Raw genomic sequence first — 23,052 nt, 5'->3', positions numbered from 1 at the left:
TTCTGTTAGGCGCTCTAAGAACCACTTGGAAGGGCGGAGCGCGGGCTTCTTCTGCTACGGCAACGAAGGAGGCAACGAACTCGACGACGATCGCCGACCGCGGATCCTTAAGCAAAAGGACTGGTTCAACCCCTCCGACGAGCCGTACCAGGGTGACGAGCGCAAAGCGTACCAGAGCCTCGTCTGGCAGTGTCGCTACAGTGGCATCGAGGTGCCGGACGATCTCTGGCGCCATGCCTCGGTTGGGCTTGGGCGACCCTACGCCGATGACCAAGCCGACGACATGGCCCAAGAAACTAGGGCGATGGCCTGCTTCGATACGTGGGTCGAAGCGTTCGTCGGGCATGTCACGCGAAAAGGCGTCGTGCCTGGCACGACGGAAGCCGAGCGCGGAGCCCAGTCCACCACATAGGGGTGTGGGTCTCGTTCAACCGTCTCAACTTGCCTCTTCAGCAAGATCCTGCAGACGGCCTCGACAAAGAGCGAGCCTAATGGCGCACCGATCGGGGATGCGCGAGGAGTGCCAAGCTACAGCAGTTATTGGCGGCGCGGGGCAATGCACGAGATCTTTCGGGCAGCTTATGCCAATCGGTCTCGGGCTTAAGAGGCGGCAGTAGCTTATCTGCAAGGCTTAAGCGTGCTGGCCAGCGGGGTAGCCGTGATCCGCTGGCGCTCTCAATCAACGCTCGTCTTCGAAAACCTTCAAAAGAAGCTCGTCAAACGGCGCAACATTGCTGCGATCGCCGTCCAGGCACTGCCCCGAACCGACGATCTTTATTGGCTGTTGGCGCTCGGTTTCCCTCCGAGTCGAGTGCTCACGTTTGCGAACAAAAACAGTCGTTGGGTCACAGTCTTTCGCGTTGCAGACCATCCCCGTTTTGACTCGCTCGAACACCTCTTGCTCCAACCCTCTCCATTCTCCGGTTCGAATCGTCGCGGTGCTCGTCATAGGCGCTTCTCCATCGCAAGGAGCTATCCTTCGGAGTTATCCGCAGACGCTGCTCCCACCCATGTTAGCGGCGCATCTGAAATTGCGTGTCTGACCTAATCCGGCGTGAACCATTCGCGTCTCGCCGTAATCATCGGTCCGCGACACGCTCACCCGGGTGACGGACCTGGCTTCCAGCGCAATCGCGACGTCGCACTTTACCGCAGCAATTCATGGGCAAGCCACGTCAGACCGGACCTTGCAGCTTCGATTGAACAATCCCTCACATCGCCGGTTCACCGCGTGCTGACCATCCCAGCATTCCTCCCTTGAACTCGGCCCGCCAGCCCATGCTGGTCGGGCCTTTTTCTCGCCCTGCGGGCTATCGCGAGAAGGCCCTGAAGTGCCGTGCCCAGCTGGCCTGGCGTCCTCATGCTGACGCGCTGCAATGCCGAGGATGTCAGCGCAACTCTGGCATCGTGGGCATAGCGCCGGCCGGATCCACCGCTTCAGCGCCGACCCAGCAGGCTACGATGCCGCCGGGCTGCGCGTAGACCTCCGCAAGAATGATCTCGCGCCGATCATCCAAGGCAGGCGCACCAGAAGAGTAGGATCAGTCACGACAAGGCACGTTACTGGGCACGCAATCGCATCGAGGCGACGCGCAACCGCCTCGAGAACTTCCACCACCTTGCTACCCGCTACGATGAATTCCCCACAACTACGCCTCGGCTGTCGCTCCAGCTGCCGCTATCGCCTTCCGATCCTGCTCAAAGCGAAGCCTAAGATGGCCAGCTGCTTAACTTACATCAATGGCGAAAAGTACAGATTCGGACGTTCCCTAAAATCATTGAACATGAGCAACCCCGGTTCGTTGCTCCGCTTCTCTGTTCGAGGATGAGCTTTCTAATGTGCAACAACACGAGGGGCGCACCCACCATCACATCTCGGAGCAACGCGAATGATGGAGGTCGCGGAGATCAGTAACTGACCCAAGCCTTCGAACTTCTCCCCCGAAGCTCGTACTGAGGCTCCAGCTGTCTCCAGGCCCAGGGCGTTGCCCGCCCGCGGACGGTTGAGAAGTTTTGGTCATGGCAGGGTGCCGTCCTAGGCCCTGCCATTCGGGTTGCCTGCTCCTCCCAGTTTGTGGGGCTTCGTTACGGTTCAGTGTGAAAGCGCTCGGCCGTCTGGTCGCGATACCGTCGTCTGTCTGCTCCAGCCAGATCGGACAGGCCGCCCGCGCGAAATTTGATACAATCGACCAAGACTGACGCAGATAATCTACTTGAAATTCACCTATAATAATATTCCAACCCGAAGCTTAGGTCAAGCTACACAGAATATCTGGAGAAAATATGCGAAAATTGTCCGGTCGGAAGATTTATCTGCCGCTCTGCACTCAGCCAATATTCGGGTGACCTGGATGATGTTGGATCAGCATGAGACGACGCAGGCACTTGTCGAGCTGGTGCAAGCCTTGCGCGAGGATGGCTATGCTTTCACGACGGTGACGCCCGCGAGCCATGCGCACGTCAACCGGCGACCCGGCAACGAGCGTGCTCGTTCGATACGGGATGTGTTCGGCTGGAGCCGGCCGTTCGACGAAGGCCTTCTGCCGTCTCGCTGGGTTGCTCTGATGCGGCGGGCGAACGTTTTGGCGGAAGGTGCGGACGGGCTTCGCTCGACAATCCGCGTGTCGAGCCTCGATGGCGAGTTATTCGTGCACTCGGCCTATCCGCCGGAGGCGGAGGATGCGGTCTTCTTCGGTCCCGACACGGCACGCTTCGTTTCGGCCGTCATCGGTCATCTCGACACGCGCACATCGCCTCTGCGGCGCGCAGTCGACATTGGCTGCGGTTCCGGGGCTGCTGGGATCGCCGTTGCGAAACGCGCGCCGGACGCGGAGGTCGTCCTGGTCGACGTCAATCCAGCAGCGTTGCGCCTCGCTGGCGTGAACGCGAAGCTCGCCGCAGTGACGGTCGAGCCGCGGCAGAGCAACCTGCTCAGCGCCGTCGAAGGCAGCTTCGACCTGATCGTGTCGAATCCGCCCTTCATGGTTGATCGCCTCGGACGAGCCTACCGCCACGGCGGTGGCGCAGCAGGCGAGGGATTGTCGCTGGCGGTCGTGGAGGCAGCGGCGGAGCGCTTGGCACCGGGCGGCAGCCTGGTGCTGTTCACGGGCGCCGTGATCGTCGATGGCGAAGACGCGTTTCGCAAAGCCGCAACCGCCGTTTGCGAGCGTGCCGGACTCGATTGGGCCTACCGCGAATTCGATTCCGACGCTTACGGCGAAGAACTTGCCGATCCGGCTTACGCCAAGGCTGATCGCATTGCGCTCGTCGTTCTCACCGCAACGCGCAGGCACCAGCCGTGAAGGGCTGGTGCGCATGACGCGGCCGATCGAAAAAGCGCATTTTATGCGCGCTTCGAGTGAACAGTTTCGTGACACGCTGATTGGCCGCACCAGAAGCAGATCGCGTCGTTAGCGAAGCTTCTCAACTCACGCTGTGCTCGTCTGTTGGGAGCCTAATCTATGTATTATTTTGACAAACGCCTTCAGTATCCGGTGAGAGTCGATAGCCCGGATCCAGTCTACGCACGCATGCTTCAGCAGGCTATCGGCGGTGTGGAGGGCGAAATACGCGTTTGCATGCAATACTTCTTCCAGGCCTGGGGCAACCGAGCGCCGACCACGAAGTACCGCGATATGCTCCTCCATACGGCTACCGAGGAGATCGGGCATATCGAGATGCTGGCCACCGCCGTCGCGATGAACCTCGAGAACGCTCCAACGAAGGTACAGGAGGCCGGAGCCGCCGATGCCATCGTCGGCGCCGTGATGGGCGGCGAAAACCCGCGCCATATCGCCGAGGGCATGCTGCACAAGCACCTGCTGTCCAGCGGCATGGCGGCCTTCCCGGGCAATGCGGACGGCGTGCCGTTTGACATGAACCACATCTATGCGAGCGGAAACATCGCCGCCGACATGTATTGCAACGTGGCTGCTGAGGCGACGGGACGGACGCTCGCGGTGCGGCTGTCGAACGCCACGAATGATCCCGGCATGAAGGACATGTGGAGCTTCCTGATCGCGCGCGACACGATGCACCAGCAGCAATGGCTCGCGGTCATCGAGGAACTGGGCGGCAAGGAGGGTACACTGCCGATCCCGAATAGCTTCCCGCAAGAGAAGGAGCGTACCGAGTACAGCTACGCCTTCTTCGCCACCGCCGGCGACGGCTCAGCGCCGCCGGCCGGTCGCTGGACCAGCGGTCCCTCGCTCGACGGCAAGGGCGCTTTCAGCGTGTTCAAGAACAAGCCGATGGGCGAGGAGCCGGTGCTCGGCCCTGCACGGCCCGACAGCGGCGCCGAAAGCCAGCAGATCGGCTAGAGGACTGAAGTTGCCGAGCCCCGTCACGGGGCTCGGCATCTCAGGACGCAGCGGTGACGATCCGCGGATGGTCGGAAAACTCTACGGTGGCCAATCGGCGCGACCAAGTCACGGACGGCTGGTCCGTGCGCGTTGCCAGGATGCCGGCCGCCGCAGCTCGTGCGCGACCAAGCATAGGCTCAGCTAGTGCAGGAGCCAGCGCAGGGATCGTTGCAATGCGCGAGTGGCATCGTGCTCAATCAAGGCGCCATGGCTAAACACAAGGCGGGACGGTTCGAGCGCAACGAGCCTTCGGGCAGCGTTCTTTGCTGCGCTTCCGCCCAGGCGGACAACAAAACGGAGATACACTGGCGCCCGACCGTCTGGTGCCAAAGTGCCTGCGATGCGCTGGAATGCCCGCGTAACCGCCGTCACCTTACTCGGCTCGAGATTGATGACGAGGTCCGTCAGGATCAGCGTGCGGGAGGCCGTGTGATAGAATGCCGTCTCGCGAAATCCAAAGCCTCCAGGCACAACGATCTGATCGATGTCGCCGGCCCAGTCCGCTGGCGGGGTATCGCTGAGGTCGCGGTCGAGCCGCGGGCCCGAACGGCGCACCGGACGGCGCCGGCGCAGGTTCGGGGCCGCCCAAGTCAGTGCGCCCGGGCAACGACACTGCCAGTCTTTCAGGTAGGTCCAGTGCGCAGTATTAGGCGCGACCAAATGGCGGATCGGCCCGAGTGCCTCAATCTCTCCGCGCAGATGCTCGTCGAACCAGGTCGGAGAGTGCAGCCAGATCTCGCCGCTGGCGAGCCGAACGACCGTCATGCGCACTGGCAAGGGCATGCCAAAGGCGTGCAGTGGGCCACTGTCGACGATCCATAGGTTCGGCGCCACAGGTTTCAGCGTGTCGAGTGGCGGGTAGGTCGGATTGCTCATTGGGCGAACCTCGACGTCGGTTCTTCACATGATCCTCCGACAACCTGCCTCGGCTGGCGCCGTTTCCGACGAACGGCATCGAGAACCTGCAGATCTAGACGTTATGGGATGGGCCCTTCCCCGCAACCATCCTACGTCGACGGGCTACTTGGCCGCGCAATGCGGCGTCGCCCGCGGCAGCAGGTGATGTGCGGATCTGGACCCTGCTGACCGCAAGCGACCCGCGGGCTTCGGCATCCTCACTATCGTTGAAGAGCGGGCCGATCATCACCTTGTCGGCCTCCATTCCATCAAAGTGCCGGTGCCGCGGTCGGGATGCATCCATTGGCGTGTGGGCTTCCTGCGCGGGGTGCTGCCGGGCTGATCGGCAGCTTGACCTTTCTCAGGAGAGGCCAAGCAGTCACTGACGCAAAGTCTAGATCGGCGGCGTCTTCAGCGATTTGCCTTCGCGGCCCACCATGGCGGCCCACAATGTTTGAACGGATGCTGGCTGGCAGGGTTTTGGAGACAGGTTCCAGCGCTTGGAAGGCACCCCCAAAATGAAGTCCCGCAAGCCTCTCGACCAGCAGGTGATCGTCATCACCGGCGCATCCAGCGGCATCGGCCTCGCGACCGCTCGTATGGCGGCAGAACGCTCCGCCAAGGTCGTGCTCGCCGCCCGCAATGGCGAGGTGCTCGCCAGCGAACAAGAGGCGATTGAAAGGGCCGGCGGCGAAGCCATCCACGTCGTTGCCGATGTCGGCAATCGCGCCGAGGTAAAGGCTATCGCGGAGGCGGCCGTGAAGCGGTTCGGTCGCATCGATACCTGGGTCAACGATGCGGGCCTCTCCATCTTTGGCCGTCTGGAGGAGGTTAGCGACGAAGATAGCCAGCGGATGTTCCAAACCAACTTCTGGGGCGTCGTGCACGGTTCACTGGTCGCGGCGCCTCATCTCAAGAGAAGCAACGGCACTTTGATCAACCTGGGCAGTGTTGCCTCGGACATCTCATTCCCGCTGCAGGGCATGTACTGCGCGAGCAAGCACGCCATCAAAGGCTTTACCGATGCTTTGCGGATCGAGCTGGAGGAGGAGGGCGCAAGCGTCGCTGTCACGCTGATCAAGCCGGCCGCAATCGACACGCCGTTCGCGAGTAACGCGAAGAACTACACCGACCGCGAGGTCAAGTTGCCGCCGCCCGTTCATCGCACCGAGGAGGTTGCCGAGGCGATCCTGCACGCCGCGGTCCACCCTCGGCGGGACATCTATGTGGGGGGCGCAGGTCCTATCATGAGCGTAGCGCAGAAGCTTGCCCCGCGCACGTTCGATCGGATCGGTCGATCGATGATCGAGCAACAGCAACGCGACGAGCCTGCCCGCCACCGCGATGGCGCCCTCTACCATTCGAAGACGGGCGGCCGCACCGCTGGAGGTTATCCTGGGCACGTCATGCGCCGCAGTCTCTACACGCGAGGCAGTCTGCATCCACTGACGACCATGGCGGTCGTAGCAGGAGTCGGCTTAGCAGCAGCAAGCCTCCTGAACAGCAGCGCTCGGCGAAGCTAAGCACTCCATGCCGTTGTTGAAGGGCTTTGGTTGGTCGCACTCAACATGGCGCGGCCACCGAGACCGGAGTATCAGCTTTTATCGAGGATCCAGTTCACTGCCTCGCGGAGATCTGCAAGGACCGCAGTGGGTGGCCGATCGATCAGGCCTTCGTCGCCTGATCTGTATTTGCCGGTGCGTACCAACAGCCCCTGCAAGCCCGCGTGTAGGGCGCCCGCGACGTCTGACTCGACATCGTCGCCAATCATCACGGTTTCGGGATTGGCCGTGCCGAGATGCGCCACGGCTTCGGCGTAGAACGAAGGCGCAGGCTTACCGAGCACAAGAGCCTCACGACGAGTCGCGAATTCGAGGGCCTTCACGAAGGGACCAGCGTCGAGGCTCAGCTCGCCATCGGTGTCGCGAAAAGTGCGATTGCACGCCAAGGCAATGAATTCAGCGCCCGCATCGATGATCCGAAAGGCATCGTTGAGGGCGTGGTATGAGAAGCCAGAGCCTGCATCACCAATAATCAGCGCGTTCGGCCTATCAGCCGAAAGTTCATCGAAGTCCTCGAGCAGGTTCGGATGGACGAGCAGGTGGGGCGAGAGGCCATGCTGCATGACGAGCCTCCGCGCGGCCACCGCCGGCGTGAAGATGTCCTTACGCGATGCCGCGATTCCAAGGAGATGCAATTTCTCGAGCAGCCCACGCACAGGCATCGAGGTTGTGTTGGTAACGAAACAGAGCGGGATGCCGTGTGAGCGGAGATCGTTGATGGCTTCCACAGCGCCTATGATTGCTTCGTCGCCGCTGAAGACGACACCGCTTAAATCAAGAAGGACGCCGGTCACCTTCGTCATGATCGTCCCATCCTCGCGCACGGCTCAGGCGGCGCAGATGATGGTCGCTGCGCCTGTTCGTACTGAGCAATGTACACCTGTTTGTGGCGTTGGTGTTGGTTCGATGCCCGCTGCTTCGAGGCGGCCGGAAATTTGGTCGGCGCCTAAACGATCGGGAACGCAATCGAAGAGCTCGCCGTCCGATCAGCATCAAGAAGATCAATTGCATTGAATATTCAATTTAAATCAAGAATAAGCGCGACGGTGCCGACTCATAAACTATCATCAGTCAGCAACGGCTTGTCGGAACAAAGGGTACAACGGCATATCGGTTGGAGGCACCCCGCGCCGATGGATCTCTGCTGGATGCACAGCCCCACCTCTGAACTGGTCTCGTAGGGCGGGTGAATGCGGTGAATGAACCTTCGACGGTGCGCCCCGTTTGCCGATCGGATCCCAGGCAAACGGAGCACTCATGGCACGGATGGTCTCAGCCGATTTCACCACGCGCCGCGACGCCGAGATGGCGGTCGAGCACATTGTCCAAGAGCACGGTGTCGACCGAAAAGCCGTAACAGTCGGACCGTCTTCGGAAGAGAACACAGCCGGAACTGAAGCGGCCCGCGCAGATGTCGTAGACGGACACCTCAAGAAAGATACGGTAGGTAAACCCGCCTTGGCCGGCAAAGTCAGGGTCTCGGTACAGATCTCGGAACCGGACGCCGACAAAGTCAGGTCGTCGTTCCGGACATTTGGCGGTGAGCCGTCCTAGACTCGTCTGTCTGCTTGCTGAGGCGCCGTATTCACGAGTGTCGAGAGCGTCGGTGACTGAGTCCAGAACTACGACCACGTCACGTCTGTGACGGAGCGTAAGACAGCCGCACAAACAATCGACTTAGGTTCAGGTTGGCAGAGCTCTCGCATGGGAGCCTCGTATGGATGCCAGCGATCCGAGCTGCCGCTATGCGGGTTAGAACGTGAGCACTGTCGGCTCATCGCGCAGTATAATCCTGCGAGGCATAATGGTCTTCGGCGCGGTCGTAGTAGTGCTGGCGAATTGGCTGATGGTTGGTTGAAGGCGTTGCAGCGGCTGGACACAAACCAGCGCGTTTCCGGGCCGCTCTGCAACGACATCATTGAAGAGGGGAGGGCCGCGGATCACGGCAGAGGCTCTGAGCCGTTCTTCGTCATCGTGACACGCAGTAGGCGGCAGCGGCTTTAAGTCTGAGACCGCGGCAGCTTGATTTCGATGATCGCGCCCATGCGGGGATCGAGGATCAGCATGGAAGGCGCCGTTAATGAGAGGCGCCTGTAGAGTGCCATAGGCTGTCGATGGGGCCGGACGGCTCTGACAATTGAGTGGGTAGAGTCACCGCAGCGTTTACCGTGCGCGGATTGTCCCGACGCCGCTCCGATTGGGCCAAGTCGTCATTGGGGATGAGCGCGAGATGAGGCAGCATAGCTTGGTCTATGTGCAAAAATACAAGACAAGCCGCTTCTTCTAGGAACTGGGGTTATCTGATCGCCCTCGAACGTTTAATGTCTTTAGGGTCTGAGCTCGCACAGCGGACCTCTCGATGTCAGACGGCACGCTTCTTTCCCTGGCACTCGCAGCTTTCTTCACCGTGGGATGCTTGAGCATCCACCGCGCGCGCCGATATCCGGACGCTGTCACGCTGGGATTGCTTCTGCTGTTCGGGTTCTTGGGGACCATCTACCTCAGCCAGCATGTGAAGCTCGATGGTCGCCACCCGGCTTGGCAGCTTGAGGCCGCGGAGCCATGGATTTCCGGAACTCGGAAAGAGGCTGAGAGCTAGCGCACACAACCGGCGGACTGCACCACCTCACGATTGTCAAATATTAACGGGTATGTGGAAGTCTGAATACTGACTATCGAAGAGGTGGGCCGTGTCGGAAGAACGTCGCACAATACCCAGGTCGGACGTTTTCAGGCTCGGCAGCATCCTGCTGGACCACGGCACGGAGGTTCCAGTCTGCCTGACCCTGAACCTGACCGATCGCGGCGCCAAGCTTGAAGTCGAAGACCCCGCGTCTTTGCCGGATGTATTTCAGCTCATCCCATCCTCCGATGCGAGGCCGAGACCATGCCGCGTGCTCTGGCGCCTGGGCACGAAAATGGGCGTGATGTTCACGGATTGACGCTTCCAGCGAACCTCATGGCCCAAGGCTAGTTACCCAGGCCGGAGGTTGCGATGAACGACAATACACAGACGAAGGACGCGACGGCAGAGAATGTAGAAGCTCCCGATCGTCCGCGCCTGACACCGCAAGGCCACGCCAGCGGCGAAGCGTCCGGAGAGGACAGCACCGATCCGAATGGTGGCATGAAGGAAGGGCAGGGCGATAAGGCGGAGGGGCCCGATTCCTGAAGCGAGGCCGTTTAGGGGCGCAGATCCGAGATATACGAATACAGGGAGGGCAAGCGAGCTAGCTCGCCTGCCCGGTCCTCCTGAACGGGCACTTCGCGTCCAGGACCGATCGAGGAAGCGGCCTCAGGCGACAATCAAGGTGCCCGAAGCTTGAACCGAGCGAAATCACCGCGCTGCGATTGCGTACAGAGCTGCGCCAGCGAGCCATAAACCAGCCATCGCCCATTTCCGGTCTCGCAGATCGGCTAGGCGCGGACCGCCGGCGTAATGCCTGGGAAGATCGCCTGAGCCCAAGCTGTAGGCGAGCGGGATCCCAGTCGCGCAGCGATATGGCCGGCATAATCTCGGTCAGAGCGACCACCCTGATGCCCTGGTAGCCGCCATCAAGGAACGACATCCACGCGCAAGTCGAGCTGTGAGCAGTGATCACGCAGAACATCACGCTGGTGAGCGCGACGAGAATCGCTGCTTCAGCAACGAAACTAACCTGCTGTCGTTCAGGAAGACGGCATGCGCTACGGCTGGAGCGTAGAAGCAGCAGACTGCCGTCACCGCTTGACCTACACCATCGTGGACCGATAAAAACAGAACGGCATTCTGAATATCAGAACGATGGACAGTACCTTACTGAAAGGCTTGACGGTTCTGGAGCGGTTGGCCGCCAGTGAGGCCCCCCGCGGCGTGAGCGAGCTGGCTCGTTCCCTCGGCCTGACGAAGAGCAACGTCCACCGTACCCTGCAAACGCTGGTGATGGCCGGCTACGTGCGGGCCACGGCGGCCGGCACCTATGAGTGCACGCTGAAGCTGTTCGAGCTGGCGAGCTCGGTGCTGGCACGCGTCGACGTGCGCCACGTGGCCGAGCCATTCATGCGCTCTCTTGCAGACCAAACGCACGAAACCATCCACCTTTCGCTGCTCGACAAGGCCGAAGTGATCTACCTGCACAAGATCGATGGTGCGCATCCGGTGCGGGCCTATTCCTCGATCGGCGGTCGAGCACCGGCCTATTGCGTGGCCTCGGGCAAGGTGCTGCTCGCCTATCAGGAACAGGCTCTGGTCCATCTCTCTGACCCGCTGCCCGCCCATACCTCCCGCACGATTACCAGTCTCGACACCTTGCGGCAGGAGCTTGAACAGGTGCGCGTCCAGGGCTTCGCCATCAATCGCGGAGAGTGGCGCGAAGGCGTGTGTGGCCTCGCAGCGATCGTCCATGACGCCATGGGCAAGCCTGCTGCCTCCATCGGCATTTCCGGTCCCGCCGACCGGCTCGATCCGGCTGCCTTGCGCCGCTTCAGCGACGTCGTCGTCGACGCAGCTCGCGGTCTGTCTCGGGCGCTGGGCTACAACCCCATCGCCCAGTCGCCCCGGCCCATCCACACCGGCGCATCCGGCTGATCCAAGGAGAACCGCGCTTGCGACCGCTTACCGGCATCCGGGTCATCGAGTTCTGCAGCGTCGCTGCCGGACCGTTCTGCGCCATGCTCCTCGCCGACATGGGCGCCGACGTCATCAAGGTGGAGAACCCGGACGGAGGCGACACGATGCGCGCCTGGCCGCCGATCAGCGAGGGCTACAGCGAGAACTTCGCCTCATTGAACCGCAACAAGCGCTCGGTGACCCTCGACCTTAAGAGTCCAGATGGGAACGCCAAGGCGCGCAGCCTGATCGGTTCGGCCGACGTCGTCCTTGAGAACAACCGCCCCGGTGTGATGCAGCGCCTGGGGCTCGACTATGCGACGGTCAGCGCCGAGCAGCCGGGCCTTGTCTATTGTTCGATCTCGGCCTTTGGCCAGGAAGGCCCGCGCTCACGCGAAGCCGGCTTCGATCTGACTCTCCAGGCGATGAGCGGCGTGATGAGTGTCACCGGCGAGCCAGGTGCGCCGCCGGTGAAGTGCGGCGTGCCAATCTCGGATTTCGGCACGGGGCTCTACGCGGCCTATGCCATTGCCTCAGCACTGATTGAGGTCCGCAACAGCGGCCAGGGCACGCATATCGACGCCTCGATGTTCGGCTGCTCGCTCGCCATGGGCGCGCTCCAGACCAGCCAGTATTTCGGCAGCGGGAAGGATCCGGAGCGCCTCGGCTCGGCCCATCCGCGCAACGCGCCCTACCAAGCTTTCAAGGCGAAGGACGGCTACTTTGCCATGGCGGCGGGCAACGATGCTCTCTATCGCGCGGCCTGCAACGCTATCGCGCGGCCAGACCTGATGGAGGACCCGCATTTCGCCTCCACGGCACTCCGCGCCGCGCACCAGACGGACCTGCTTGAGATTCTGGAGCAGGACTTCGCGAACCACACCACCGAGGATCTGCTCGCGCGCTTCCGCAAGGCTGGTGTGCCCTGCTCACCGATCAACGGCTATTCCGACGCCCTGGCCGACCCACAGGTTGCGCACATGGGCTGGGTCCAGCCTATAACGCTGCCCTCGGAGGTCGAGACCAAGACCTTCGTCTCCCCGCTGAAATTTTCCGGCGAAGGCTTCCCGATCTACCGGCAGCCGCCGGCTCTCGGCGAGCACAACGACGAGGTCTTCGGCGAAGTCACGCCTGTTGCTTTGGCAGAGAGCGCATGATGGACGAGCTTGTTATCGAGCGCGCCGGCACCACGCTGACGCTAACGCTCAACCGCCCCGACAAGATGAACGCGCTGTCGGGCACTCTCGTCGATGCCCTTCTCGCGCAAGTGCAAGAGGCCACGACCTCCGGGGTGCGGCTCCTCGTCCTCAAGGGCAACGGCCGCAACTTCAGCGCAGGCTTCGACTTCGGCGGCTATGAGGAGCAGTCGGCAGGCGATCTCGTCCTGCGCTTCATCCGGATCGAGCAGCTTCTGCAGGCGGTGCGCTATGCGCCCTTCGACACGCTAGCCGTGGCCCATGGCCGAAATTTCGGCGCGGGCGTTGACTTGATCTGCTCCTGCGCTCGCCGCGTCGCCGATCCCGCCGCGACCTTCCGGATGCCGGGGCTTGGCTTCGGCCTTGTCCTCGGCACCCGGCGCTACGCCGAGCGCGTGGGACCGACCCGTGCGCGCTCCATTCTCGGCGATGGACTGGTCTTCGATGCCAACGAGGCCCTGGCCGACGGCTTCCTGACCAGCCTCGCACCAAGCGCTGAGTGGACAGACCTCGTCGCGACCGTATCGGAGACGGCAGCGCAGCTCACGCCCGAGACCGCTGCAGCTCTCTACGCCGCGACCGCCGCCGACACCCGATCCCAGGATCTAGCTGATCTGGTCACCTCGGCCGCACGACCCGGCCTGAAGGAGCGTATCCACGCCTATCGGGCCGCATGACCTCCATCCGCTCGGAAACGTTCTCGGGAGTTCCGGCCCTTCCAAGATCGTTCCGCTGGTGGAAATCGCCACGCGGATCATCGACGGCAGCTCGATGGCGCTCGGTAGCAGCGTTCTACATCGTAGCCCATTGGCAGGGCGCATCGTTGCGCAACCGCCAGAAAAGAGGCCGTTGAGCACCCGCCAGTCGTCAAGGCGGTCCTTGCCGCGCACGTCCGTTGGCAGAAGCGGTCAGATCACCGCCCGCTCTGCATCCTCAAAATCCAAGGGAGAGAACACCTCCATCGATCAGCTTGCGCGATGACCTGTCGTCCCGCGAGCGGCGCAGGAGCGGCACCCACCTAACTCCGTGCCCGCACCGCATCCGCAGAGACATCGCCGAGCTTGAGCTACCCCCTCGCACCCGACACGATTCGAGCGTGTGACCTTTGCCTTTGGAGCGTCTCGCCCTCATCCCTATGAGCGGCTCCTGCCGCCAACGCTCCGCCGTTGCACGAGACCGCAGCTTGAGCTACTCACCGCGCACTGTCAGCACCCCTAGCTCAGCTGGATAGAGCATTGCCCTCCGAAGGTCGCAGCCGAAGCTCTCCAGGCAGCTAAGTGCCTCCTACGAAATCAGAAACTTAGTTGAGACCGCGACGCAATTCCGGGGATTCCGGACGCAGCACGGCGCAAATGGGCCACATCCGTGAGTGACCGAGTGCAGCGATTGGAACGCTGATCACGGCGCGTCGAAGGCGTCGGCGACCATGGCGTTCTTCCGACGGCGCGAGTGCGTTGCGCCGCGCCTAACCCCGAGATGTCTGAGAGCGAAGTCCTAGAAAAATCTGCTCACTCATAGGGGTGTGCCTTATGGGTCCGAGGAGGTTGGCGAAACATCCTTCGAGCGGCCCACCCGTCTGTTGATAGTCGAACGATCGTCGTTGATCGGCGGCTCAATGTGCGTCGGTAGCGGGGCCTTTGGGTGGCTCAACTTTACGCATCAGCGGCACGAGCGCCGTGGCGAACACAAAGCAAACCGTAATAGCCACGAAGGCATCGGCGTAGGTCATGGTCTGCGCCTCGCGATATGCGAGCGACCAGAGCTGCTTCACGGCGGCGGCATGGCCGTGATCGGCGTCGCCGGAGAAAACGCCCGTCGTGCGCGCCTCCATGGTTCGCATCGCCGCAAGCATCGCGGAATTCGTCGTGTTAAGATGCTCGGCCAACCGTAAGAAATGCAGGTTGGTGCGGTCGTTGAGAATTGTCGCGCAGGCGGCGATGCCGATGGCGCCGCCAAGATTGCGCATCAGGTTGAACAGTCCAGAGGCGAGCTTCAGCTTGTTCGGCGCGAGGCCGCCGAGAGTCAGCGTCACCGTCGGCGCCACCGCGAACTGCTGCGCGAAGCCGCGCATCGCCTGCGGCCATAGCAGCTCGCCCGAGCCCCACTCGTGCGTGATTGGCGTGAAATTCCACATGCTCACGCCGAACAGGCCGAGACCGAACATCATCAGCCAGCGCAAGTCGATGCGCTTGGCCAGCATCGCGTAGACCGGTATCGCCATCACCTGGAATACGCCCGTCGAAAATACTGCGAAGCCGATCTGCAGGGCCGAGAAGCCGCGCACGCGGCCCAAGAACAGCGGCGTCAGGTAGATCGTCGCGAAGATGCCGATGCCGGTGATGAACGAGAACAGGCAGCCCAGCGCGAAGTTGCGGCTTTTCAGAGCCGTCAGGTCCACGATGGGATGGGCGTAGGTGAGACTTCGCCAGATGAAGCCGATCCCCGCGATGACCGAGATCCAGGCCGTGGTGCGGATGGTCGGGTCCTCGGTCCAGTTCCAGCGTGGCCCTTCCTCCAGGGTGTATTCGAGGCACCCGAGACAGGCTGCCATCAGCGCGATACCGAGCCAATCAGTGGTCTTGAGGAGCGAGAGATCCGGCTCGTCGACGCGCACCATGATCGGCACGACGATCGCGATGAAGACGCCCGGCACAAGGTTCACGAAGAAGAGCCAGTGCCAGGAATAGTTATCGGTGATCCAGCCGCCGACCGTTGGCCCGAGCGTCGGCGCCAGCGAGGACAGCGCGCCGATCGTGGCGGCGGCGGCGAGTTGAATCTTCTTGCCGGGGAAGAAGGCGAAGGCCGTGGTGAACACGGTCGGGATCACCGAGCCGCCGAGGAAGCCTTGCAGCGCCCGGAAGGCGATCATGCTCTGGATGTCCCAGGCCCAGCCGCAGAGCAGCGACGTCGCAGTGAAGCCGGCGGCTGAGACGCAGAACAGCCAGCGGGTCGACATCACCCGCGCGAGGAAGCCCGAGAGCGGGATCACGATGATCTCGGCGATGAGATAGCTAGTCTGCACCCAGGCGACCTCGTCCGGGCTCGCCGAGAGGCCGCCGCCGATATCGCGTAGGGATGCCGATACGATCTGGATGTCGAGCAGCGCGATGAAGAAGCCGATGCACATCACCGCGAAGGCGAAGACCTTCTGGGAGTCGGAAAGCTCCCGCTTGACCGGCGCAGCGGTGCTCATCGATCGAGTTGGCCGACCAGCTCTCCGTGACGCTTGGCCGGAACATCCGGCTCCGGGCTGCCACCGCGGCGATCGACCGAGGCCGTGACGGAAAGGCCGGGGCGCAGGCGACCGAGCCGACCACCTTCCCCATCCAACCGAATGCGTACAGGCACGCGCTGGACGATCTTGGTGAAGTTGCCGGTGGCGTTTTCGAGCGGCAGCACGCTGAACTGCGCACCGGTCGCCGGCGCGAGGCTCTCGACATGGCCGGTGAAGGTCTCGCCCGGCAGCACGTCGGCAACAATGTCTGCGGTCTGGCCCGGCTTCATCTGGGCGAGCTGGCTTTCCTTGAAGTTCGCGTCGACCCAGAGACCGGTCGTCGGCACCAGCGCGATCAGGCTCGCCCCAGGCGTGGCGTAGGAGCCGGCGCGGGCGCTGCGGTTGCCGACGATGCCGTCGATCGGCGCACGGATGTCGGTATAGCCGAGGTTGATCCGGGCGGTGTCACGTTCAGCCCAGGCCTGCTCGCGGGCGGCTTCGGCCTGCCGCTTCTGCGTGTCGATAACCGCGATCCGGCGCTCGGCTGCTTCGAGGTTCGCCTTGGCCTTGTCGACGGCGGCTGAGGCCTTCTTGTCGTCGGCATCCGCCTGCTGGAAGCGCTGCTCAGAGGCGTATTGGTTGGCCGAGAGCTGACGATAGCGGGTGTAGTCGAAACGCGTGCGCGCGGCCTCGGCGCTGCCGCAGCGAGGTCTGCCTTGCCCTGCGCGATCACTGCCTCCTGCAGATGACGGTTGGCGTCGAGGTTGAGGAGCGCCGCCTCTTGAGCGGCCACCGCGGCTTCAGCCTTGGCGAGTGCTGCGCGATAATCGCGGTCGTCGATGCGGATCAGCAGGTCACCGGCGCGGACACGCTGGTTGTCGGCGACGAGCACCTCCGCGACGAAGCCCGACACGCGTGGCGCGATGACCGTGACGTCGCCGCCGACATAGGCATCGTCGGTGCTCTCGAGAAACCGCCCGGTATCCCACCAGTAACGGCCGTAGAAAGCCCAGCCGACCATCGCGAGAAGAGCGACGCCGACAAGCGCGAGGCGCTTGATCGAGGGCCGCTTACGCGCCCCTTTCTCCTGTGCCGGAGCCGGCGTGGCCATCAGGGTATCGATCGTTGCGGTGCCGCTCATCGTCGGTTGCCCCTACCGATCAGATCCCGGTCCGCGGTGCGAATCGGGCACGCAGACGTGGCGTCGCCGCGGGGCCGGCCACCACGCGCACGCCCTTCGCCAGCGGGCGGCCGGTGCGCGCGTCGACAACAACCGGCTCGATGGGCAGGCCAGTCTGGGGATCGGCCAGCACAACGCTTTCGCCCTCTGGCGCGAGGTGCCGGTTTCCCCAAGCGAACAGCGTCCAGAGCACGGGGCGGAATTCGCGGCCCTTGTTGGTGAGGACGTATTCGTAGCGTGGCGGGCGCTCCTCATAGAGCCGCCGCTCCATGAGACCCGCTTCGCACAGCCCCTTGAGGCGGCGCGTCAGCATGTTGGGGGCGATGCCGAGGCTCTGAGCGAACTGATCGAAGCGCGCCAGCCCGTAGAAGGCGTCACGCAGGATGAGGATGCTCCACCATTCGCCAACCTCCTCAAGGGACCGGGCGATGGGGCATGGCATCTGATCGAAGGACTTGCGTTGCATGATGATACTTACATCTGAGTCGCTTTCATGATGCAAGTGACTTTGCACACGTGGGCCGAGGAAATTGCGCTGCATCGGGCTCATCGGGTGTGGAGCTGTGAAGAGTGGACCAGCCGCGCGAAGGAATCGTCGCAGCCGGCATAATCACGTCGGCGAGCCCTTAGAGGGGCGCACTCCCGACCGGATCGCCATAGATGAGTTCCTCGATGACAACCTCGGAGAACTCGCGGCCGAAGCAGGAATTCGTGGCGCCGCTGGAGGTCAACAATCCATGGGCTGATCCCGTTGAACGGATATACGACCGTCAGAACGTGCTCCGTCCATCAATCATCGCCACGACCGCCTGCCTTTCGCAGCGGACGGTGCAAGCAAACTCCCTCGCTCAAGAAGCCGTTGGCCGCGCAGAACTGCTGCAACTCGGATTTTGGTGGAACACCGGATACTCGGATCGTTTCGCATCCCGCCTGACGTGCAGCACGAGCTGCCGCCTTCAGCAGAAGTCGACCGATACCTCGCCGACGGGCGTCTGGGCTCACCAACAGCGTTGAGATCTCCGAGACTGGGCGAGCAAATTCAAGGGTCTGGTGCCAATGGACGACAATAATGCCGCTTGGCGGCCCCCATTCGAGAGCGATCAGGACCATTCCATGGGCGCGCTGTATGGCCTGAATGCGATCTGTCACCTCCGCCACTGGAGTTGATGGCTGGTAGAAACTGATCAGCTCCGCAATTCCTGGCGCATCCGACCCAGTGGCAGCCCGTATTTCCAACCCGTAACGACTACTCATTCGACCTCTACGCAATTTCGCAGGAGGACGTAGCGCAAAGAAAATACCGCGGCCTTCCCGAGCGTGTGCTCCAAGCTCATGACCGCAGTTCGAATTCTATTGCAGCGCCCCGCTCGGCTTAGACGAAGTCCTAGAGAAATTGGCCCCTCTGGTGGGGAGCGCCTTATGGGCCCGATAGTATCGGCGACAGATCCTTGGCGGACCGCGAGGCAAATCTCTGCCGCCAGTGCTTTGGCCCGCTGCCGAAGGCGCGGCGCGGCCCCTTTCGGAGGGCGCCTACAAGTCTTCAGACGCCCGTTGCCACGAGACTCTATTCCCTAGCGGCCTGCTGGACGCTTCACCTCACTCTTGAGGTGGCCAGCGCATGTCCGAATCCGATGGCCTAAGGAGTCAACGTTCCTAATGCGACACTTATAAGATCGGCCCGCCTCCCGTCTCGAACCCTAATGCGGTTCCCGGCCACGATCCGGGTCGGCCGGCGTCTGCCGCGGTGCGTCCGCGGCAGCTCCGCCAAACGGATACAGATTCCATGCCCGACATCGTCTTCATCGCAGCGGGACTTGCGTTCTTCGCAATCGCCGCCGGCTACGTCTCGCTCTGCGAGCGCCTCTGAAGGAGGCCGCCATGACCCTCGATCTCACACTCGGCGCCGTCGTGACCGCCGGGCTTCTCATCTATCTCTCCTACGCCCTCGTCCGCCCCGAGCGGTTCTGAGCGGCCTTCGCGGGCTATCCCATGACACTCAACGGCTGGATCCAGATCGCGCTGTTCTGCGCGATCGTGCTGGCGCTCGTGAAGCCGCTCGGGCTCTACATGACCCGGGTCTTCACCGGTGAGCGCACCTTTCTCTCACCCCTGCTCGCACCCGTCGAGCGCGGACTCTATAGTGTCGCCGGCGTCAACGAACGGCACGAACAGACTTGGCTCGGCTACGGCCTCGCCATGCTCGCCTTTCACCTGCTCGGTTTCCTGCTGCTTTACGCGGTTCTGCGCCTACAAGCGGCCCTGCCGCTGAACCCGATGGACCAAGCGGCAGTCGCGCCCGACCTCGCCTTCAACACAGCGACGAGCTTCATCACCAACACGAACTGGCAGAACTACGCCGGCGAGAACACACTCTCTTACCTCTCACAGATGCTGGGGCTGACGCACCAAAACTTTCTCTCGGCGGCGACCGGCATCGCCCTCGCCGTCGCGCTGATCCGCGGCTTCGCGCGCGCCTCGGCGCGGACTGTCGGTTCGTTTTGGGTCGATCTCACCCGCTGCACCCTCTACGTGCTGCTGCCACTCTGCCTCGTCTACGCGCTATTCCTGATCTCGCAGGGCATGCCGCAGACCCTCGGGGCCTACGTGGACATCACGACTTTGGAAGGTGCAAAGCAGACTATCGCAGTCGGCCCGGTAGCAAGTCAGATCGCTATCAAGATGCTCGGCACCAACGGCGGGGGCTTCTTTAACGCCAACGCCGCGCATCCCTTCGAAAACCCCACTGCGCTATCCAATTTCGTGCAAACCGTCTCTATCTTTACACTCGGCGCGGCGCTGACGAACGTTTTCGGCCGCATGGTGGGCGACGAGCGCCAGGGCTGGGCGATCCTCGCCGCCATGGGTGTGTTGTTCCTGGCAGGCGTCGCGGTCACTTACGTCAGCGAGGCGGCGGGAAGCTCCGTGCTGAGCGGCCTCGGTCTGACCGGCGGCAACATGGAGGGCAAGGAGGTCCGCTTCGGCATCGTCGCGTCAGCGTTGTTCGCCGTGGTGACAACGGCGGCCTCCTGTGGCGCGGTCAATGCCATGCACGACAGCTTCACGGCTCTTGGCGGCATGATCCCGATGATCAACATGCAGCTCGGCGAGATCATCGTCGGCGGCGTGGGTGCCGGCCTCTATGGTATGCTGGTCTTCGTCATCGTCGCGATCTTCGTGGCCGGCCTGATGGTCGGGCGCACGCCGGAATATCTCGGCAAGAAGATCGAGGCGCGTGAGGTCAAGATGGCCCTGCTCGCCATCCTTTGCCTGCCGCTGATGATGCTCGGCAGCACCGCGCTAGCTACGGTGCTGCCGGCCGGTCTGGCGGGGCCTGCCAATGCCGGCCCACACGGCTTCTCGGAAATCCTTTACGCGTTCACTTCGGCGGCGGCCAACAATGGCTCGGCCTTCGGTGGCCTCACCGGTAACACGCTATTCTACAACAGCCTGCTGGCGGTCGGTATGCTGGTCGGGCGCTTCTTCGTCATAGTGCCAGCTCTCGCCATCGCCGGCTCGCTCGCGGCCAAGAAGACGGTCCCGGCCTCCACCGGCACCTTCCCGACCTATGGTGGGCTGTTCGTCGGGCTGCTCGTCGGCGTTATCCTGATCGTCGGCGGACTTACCTTCTTCCCCTCGCTCGCGCTCGGCCCCGTCGTCGAACACCTCGCAGGTGCGGCCGGACAGACCTTCGCGACGGGGGGCTGAGATGCGCCCCGGCATCCCACCTCGCGGCTTGCGCTTGCTCAGGCGGCGCAGCCCAACCCGCGCCAGAGCCGCCGCATCACCGCCGAGGCGGGTCTCCAACCTAATCCTCGCTGTGCTCGGCGTCAGCCTGCTCGGCGGCCTCGCCCTTATGGCCACCTGCTCCCTGACAGCCGGCGCCTGAACCGACATGGCCCGGCGCGTCGCACTGGGTCCCCTCGCTCCCTATCGGACGCACTTTCTATGTCCCGTCAGAACCAATCCCTGTTCAGCGCCGCCCTGATCGGGCCCGCGCTCGCCGGCTCCCTGCGAAAGCTCGACCCGCGCTCCATGATCCGCAACCCGGTCATGTTCGTGGTCGAGGTGGTGGCCGCGCTGACCACCGTGCTTTTCGTTCGCGACCTCATCACAGGCGGCAGTGGTTTGTTCTTCTCCAGCCAGGTCATCCTCTGGCTCTGGTTCACTCTGATCTTCGCGAATTTCGCCGAGGCGCTGGCCGAGGGCCGCGGCAAGGCCCAGGCAGACTCCCTACGCCGGGCGCGCACCGAGATGATGGCCAAGCGCCTGACCGGCACGGGATGCGCCTACGAGACGGTGCCGGGCACCAGCCTCAAGGTCGGCGACGTCGTGCTCGTCGAGGCGGGCGACCTCATTCCCTCCGACGGCGAGGTCATCGAGGGCGTCGCATCGGTCAACGAGGCGGCGATCACCGGCGAGTCCGCCCCCGTCATCCGCGAATCCGGCGGCGACCGCTCGGCGGTGACTGGCGGCACGCAGGTGCTCTCGGACGGGATCAAGGTTCGGATCACCGCCGCGGCTGGTACGACTTTCGTCGACCGCATGATCGCGCTCGTCGAGGGCGCCGCCCGCCAGAAGACGCCGAACGAAATTGCGCTGAACATCCTGCTCGCGGGCCTCACCATCGTCTTCGTCTTCGCGGTGGCGACAATCCCTAGCTTTGCGGGCTACGCCGGCGGCTCGATCCCGCTGATCGTGCTCGTGGCGCTCTTTGTGACGCTGATCCCAACGACGATCGGCGCGCTGCTCTCGGCCATCGGCATTGCCGGCATGGACCGCTTGGTGCGTTTCAACGTGCTCGCCATGTCCGGCCGCGCCGTCGAGGCGGCGGGCGACGTCGACACGCTGCTGCTGGACAAGACCGGTACCATCACGCTCGGCAACCGTCAGGCCACCGAGTTCCGCCCGGTGCGCGGCGTCTCCGAAACGCAGCTGGCCGATGCCGCCCAGCTCGCCTCGCTCGCCGACGAGACGCCGGAAGGCCGCTCCATCGTGGTGCTGGCCAAGGAGAAATACGGCATCCGGGCGCGCGACATGGTGAGCCTTAACGCCACCTTCGTGCCGTTCACCGCACAGTCGCGCATGTCGGGCGTCGATCTCGATGGCTCGTCCATCCGGAAGGGTGCGGTCGATTCCGTCATTGCCTCCGCGGGCGCGCCGCAGGCCGCGACGCACGGCAATGCCGCACTGGCCTTCCACCCGGACGACGTCTCCGAGACAATCGGCGAGATCCGGGCCATCGCAGAAGAGATCGCTAAGGCCGGCGGCACTCCGCTTGCCGTTGCCCGCGACGGACGCTTGCTCGGCGTCGTCCATCTCAAGGACATCGTGAAGGGCGGCATCCGCGCGCGTTTCGCGGAGTTGCGCCAGATGGGCATCCGCACCGTGATGATCACCGGCGACAACCCGATGACGGCGGCGGCCATCGCGGCGGAGGCTGGCGTCGATGATTTCCTCGCCCAGGCCACGCCCGAGGATAAGCTCGCGCTGATCCGCAAGGAGCAGGCTGTAGGAAAACTCGTCGCCATGTGCGGCGACGGCACCAATGATGCGCCGGCGCTCGCCCAAGCCGATGTCGGGGTTGCCATGAATACCGGCACGGTCGCCGCCCGCGAGGCCGGCAACATGGTCGATCTCGACAGCGACCCGACTAAGCTCATCGAAATTGTTGGCATCGGCAAACAGTTGCTGATGACCCGCGGTGCACTGACCACCTTCTCCATCGCCAATGACGTCGCAAAGTATTTTGCGATCATCCCGGCAATGTTCCTGGCGCTCTATCCGCAGCTCCAGGCGCTTAACATCATGGGGCTAGCCTCGCCGCGGAGCGCGATCCTGTCGGCGATCATCTTCAACGCGCTGATCATCATCGCGCTGATCCCGCTCGCCCTGAAGGGCGTGGCCTATCGTGCCGTTGGTGCCGCCTCACTGCTCCGCCGCAACCTACTAATCTACGGCCTCGGCGGCATCATAGTGCCCTTCATCGGCATCAAGGCGATCGACCTCGCCGTCAACGCCCTCCACTTGGCGTGACCTCAGTCGCCCCAGCGAATC

19 protein-coding genes and 3 pseudogenes are annotated in these 23,052 nt (G+C 63.1%); 13 read left to right on the top strand and 9 right to left on the bottom strand.

The genetic code is table 11. The annotated features are described in order from the left end of the window. Window positions 1-412, top strand: a pseudogene (locus MGN01_RS20190) (NAD(P)H-dependent oxidoreductase); the annotation flags it as partial. A gap of 267 nt (window positions 413-679) precedes the next feature. Here MGN01_RS20190 and MGN01_RS20185 read toward each other — a convergent pair. Continuing rightward, a complete protein-coding gene (locus tag MGN01_RS20185; protein ID WP_147048629.1) occupies window positions 680-949 on the bottom strand; it encodes a hypothetical protein in 270 nt (89 codons plus the stop codon). A gap of 1,402 nt (window positions 950-2,351) precedes the next feature. Between MGN01_RS20185 and MGN01_RS20180 the strand changes: the two genes are divergently transcribed. Continuing rightward, entirely contained in the window at window positions 2,352-3,302 is a 951-nt protein-coding gene (locus MGN01_RS20180) for a methyltransferase (RefSeq protein ID WP_147048628.1), read from the top strand. A gap of 159 nt (window positions 3,303-3,461) precedes the next feature. Then, window positions 3,462-4,319 carry a manganese catalase family protein gene (locus tag MGN01_RS20175; protein ID WP_147048627.1) on the top strand — a complete coding sequence of 286 codons (858 nt, stop codon included), beginning with the start codon at window positions 3,462-3,464 and terminating at the stop codon, window positions 4,317-4,319. Window positions 4,320-4,502: 183 nt separating this feature from the next. Here MGN01_RS20175 and MGN01_RS20170 read toward each other — a convergent pair whose 3' ends face one another. Next, window positions 4,503-5,237, bottom strand: coding sequence for a DUF4336 domain-containing protein (locus MGN01_RS20170; RefSeq protein WP_147048626.1), 735 nt, complete (start codon window positions 5,235-5,237; stop codon window positions 4,503-4,505). A gap of 539 nt (window positions 5,238-5,776) precedes the next feature. Here MGN01_RS20170 and MGN01_RS20165 point away from each other — a divergent pair. After that, the gene (locus MGN01_RS20165) at window positions 5,777-6,781 is read left to right on the top strand and encodes an SDR family oxidoreductase (RefSeq protein ID WP_147048625.1); all 1,005 of its coding nucleotides are present in this window, start codon (window positions 5,777-5,779) and stop codon (window positions 6,779-6,781) included. 71 nt (window positions 6,782-6,852) lie between these two features. On the opposite strand, the gene MGN01_RS20160 is transcribed toward MGN01_RS20165, so the two are convergent. Then, the gene (locus MGN01_RS20160; RefSeq protein ID WP_147048624.1) at window positions 6,853-7,623 is read right to left on the bottom strand and encodes a TIGR01458 family HAD-type hydrolase; all 771 of its coding nucleotides are present in this window, start codon (window positions 7,621-7,623) and stop codon (window positions 6,853-6,855) included. Between the two features lie 454 nt (window positions 7,624-8,077). On the opposite strand from MGN01_RS20160, the gene MGN01_RS20155 reads away from it, so the two are divergent. From MGN01_RS20155 to MGN01_RS20135, 6 genes are all read left to right on the top strand, one after another. Next, the gene (locus MGN01_RS20155; protein ID WP_147048623.1) at window positions 8,078-8,374 is read left to right on the top strand and encodes a hypothetical protein; all 297 of its coding nucleotides are present in this window, start codon (window positions 8,078-8,080) and stop codon (window positions 8,372-8,374) included. Between the two features lie 805 nt (window positions 8,375-9,179). Next, on the top strand, window positions 9,180-9,419 hold the full coding sequence (locus MGN01_RS20150) for a hypothetical protein (protein WP_147048622.1): 240 nt from the start codon (window positions 9,180-9,182) through the stop codon (window positions 9,417-9,419). A gap of 396 nt (window positions 9,420-9,815) precedes the next feature. Next, window positions 9,816-9,992: a hypothetical protein gene (locus MGN01_RS23750; protein WP_170246082.1), complete on the top strand. Its 177-nt coding sequence runs from the start codon at window positions 9,816-9,818 to the stop codon at window positions 9,990-9,992. A gap of 636 nt (window positions 9,993-10,628) precedes the next feature. Next, window positions 10,629-11,387, top strand: coding sequence for an IclR family transcriptional regulator (locus MGN01_RS20145; protein WP_238258364.1), 759 nt, complete (start codon window positions 10,629-10,631; stop codon window positions 11,385-11,387). Window positions 11,388-11,404: 17 nt separating this feature from the next. Beyond that, on the top strand, window positions 11,405-12,565 hold the full coding sequence (locus MGN01_RS20140) for a CaiB/BaiF CoA transferase family protein (RefSeq protein ID WP_147048620.1): 1,161 nt from the start codon (window positions 11,405-11,407) through the stop codon (window positions 12,563-12,565). After that, on the top strand, window positions 12,562-13,281 hold the full coding sequence (locus tag MGN01_RS20135; protein WP_147048619.1) for an enoyl-CoA hydratase/isomerase family protein: 720 nt from the start codon (window positions 12,562-12,564) through the stop codon (window positions 13,279-13,281). The genes MGN01_RS20140 and MGN01_RS20135 overlap by 4 nt, the downstream gene beginning before the upstream one ends. 124 nt (window positions 13,282-13,405) lie before the next feature. Here the strand turns inward: MGN01_RS20135 and MGN01_RS24235 are convergent. The 6 genes and pseudogenes from MGN01_RS24235 to MGN01_RS20110 all read right to left on the bottom strand — a co-directional run. Continuing rightward, window positions 13,406-13,506 (bottom strand): annotated as a pseudogene (locus MGN01_RS24235) (IS5/IS1182 family transposase); the annotation flags it as partial. Between the two features lie 710 nt (window positions 13,507-14,216). Continuing rightward, window positions 14,217-15,797, bottom strand: a complete 1,581-nt coding sequence (locus MGN01_RS20125) for a DHA2 family efflux MFS transporter permease subunit (RefSeq protein WP_147048618.1) — start codon at window positions 15,795-15,797, stop codon at window positions 14,217-14,219. Further along, window positions 15,794-16,108, bottom strand: a complete 315-nt coding sequence (locus MGN01_RS24685; protein ID WP_505744198.1) for a hypothetical protein — start codon at window positions 16,106-16,108, stop codon at window positions 15,794-15,796. The genes MGN01_RS20125 and MGN01_RS24685 overlap by 4 nt, the downstream gene beginning before the upstream one ends. A 437-nt stretch (window positions 16,109-16,545) precedes the next feature. Further along, window positions 16,546-16,839: pseudogene (locus MGN01_RS24680) on the bottom strand (HlyD family secretion protein); the annotation flags it as partial. Between the two features lie 139 nt (window positions 16,840-16,978). After that, window positions 16,979-17,464, bottom strand: coding sequence for a winged helix-turn-helix transcriptional regulator (locus MGN01_RS20115; RefSeq protein ID WP_147048630.1), 486 nt, complete (start codon window positions 17,462-17,464; stop codon window positions 16,979-16,981). Between the two features lie 323 nt (window positions 17,465-17,787). After that, complete coding sequence (locus MGN01_RS20110; RefSeq protein WP_238258684.1) at window positions 17,788-18,108, bottom strand: GNAT family N-acetyltransferase; 321 nt, start codon at window positions 18,106-18,108, stop codon at window positions 17,788-17,790. A 768-nt stretch (window positions 18,109-18,876) separates the two neighbouring features. Between MGN01_RS20110 and MGN01_RS20105 the strand changes: the two genes are divergently transcribed. The 3 genes from MGN01_RS20105 (at window position 18,877) to kdpB (ending at window position 23,031) form a co-directional block, all read left to right on the top strand. Next, on the top strand, window positions 18,877-18,966 hold the full coding sequence (locus MGN01_RS20105; RefSeq protein ID WP_147048616.1) for a K(+)-transporting ATPase subunit F: 90 nt from the start codon (window positions 18,877-18,879) through the stop codon (window positions 18,964-18,966). Window positions 18,967-18,987: 21 nt separating this feature from the next. Further along, on the top strand, window positions 18,988-20,703 hold the full coding sequence (kdpA, locus tag MGN01_RS20100; protein WP_147048615.1) for a potassium-transporting ATPase subunit KdpA: 1,716 nt from the start codon (window positions 18,988-18,990) through the stop codon (window positions 20,701-20,703). A gap of 240 nt (window positions 20,704-20,943) precedes the next feature. Further along, a complete protein-coding gene (gene kdpB, locus MGN01_RS20090; RefSeq protein WP_147048613.1) occupies window positions 20,944-23,031 on the top strand; it encodes a potassium-transporting ATPase subunit KdpB in 2,088 nt (695 codons plus the stop codon). Window positions 23,032-23,052: the final 21 nt, after the last annotated feature.

It is taken from the genome of Methylobacterium gnaphalii, from assembly GCF_007992215.1.
Classification (GTDB): domain Bacteria; phylum Pseudomonadota; class Alphaproteobacteria; order Rhizobiales; family Beijerinckiaceae; genus Methylobacterium; species Methylobacterium gnaphalii.
This window is presented reverse-complemented; position numbering and strand designations above follow the sequence as displayed.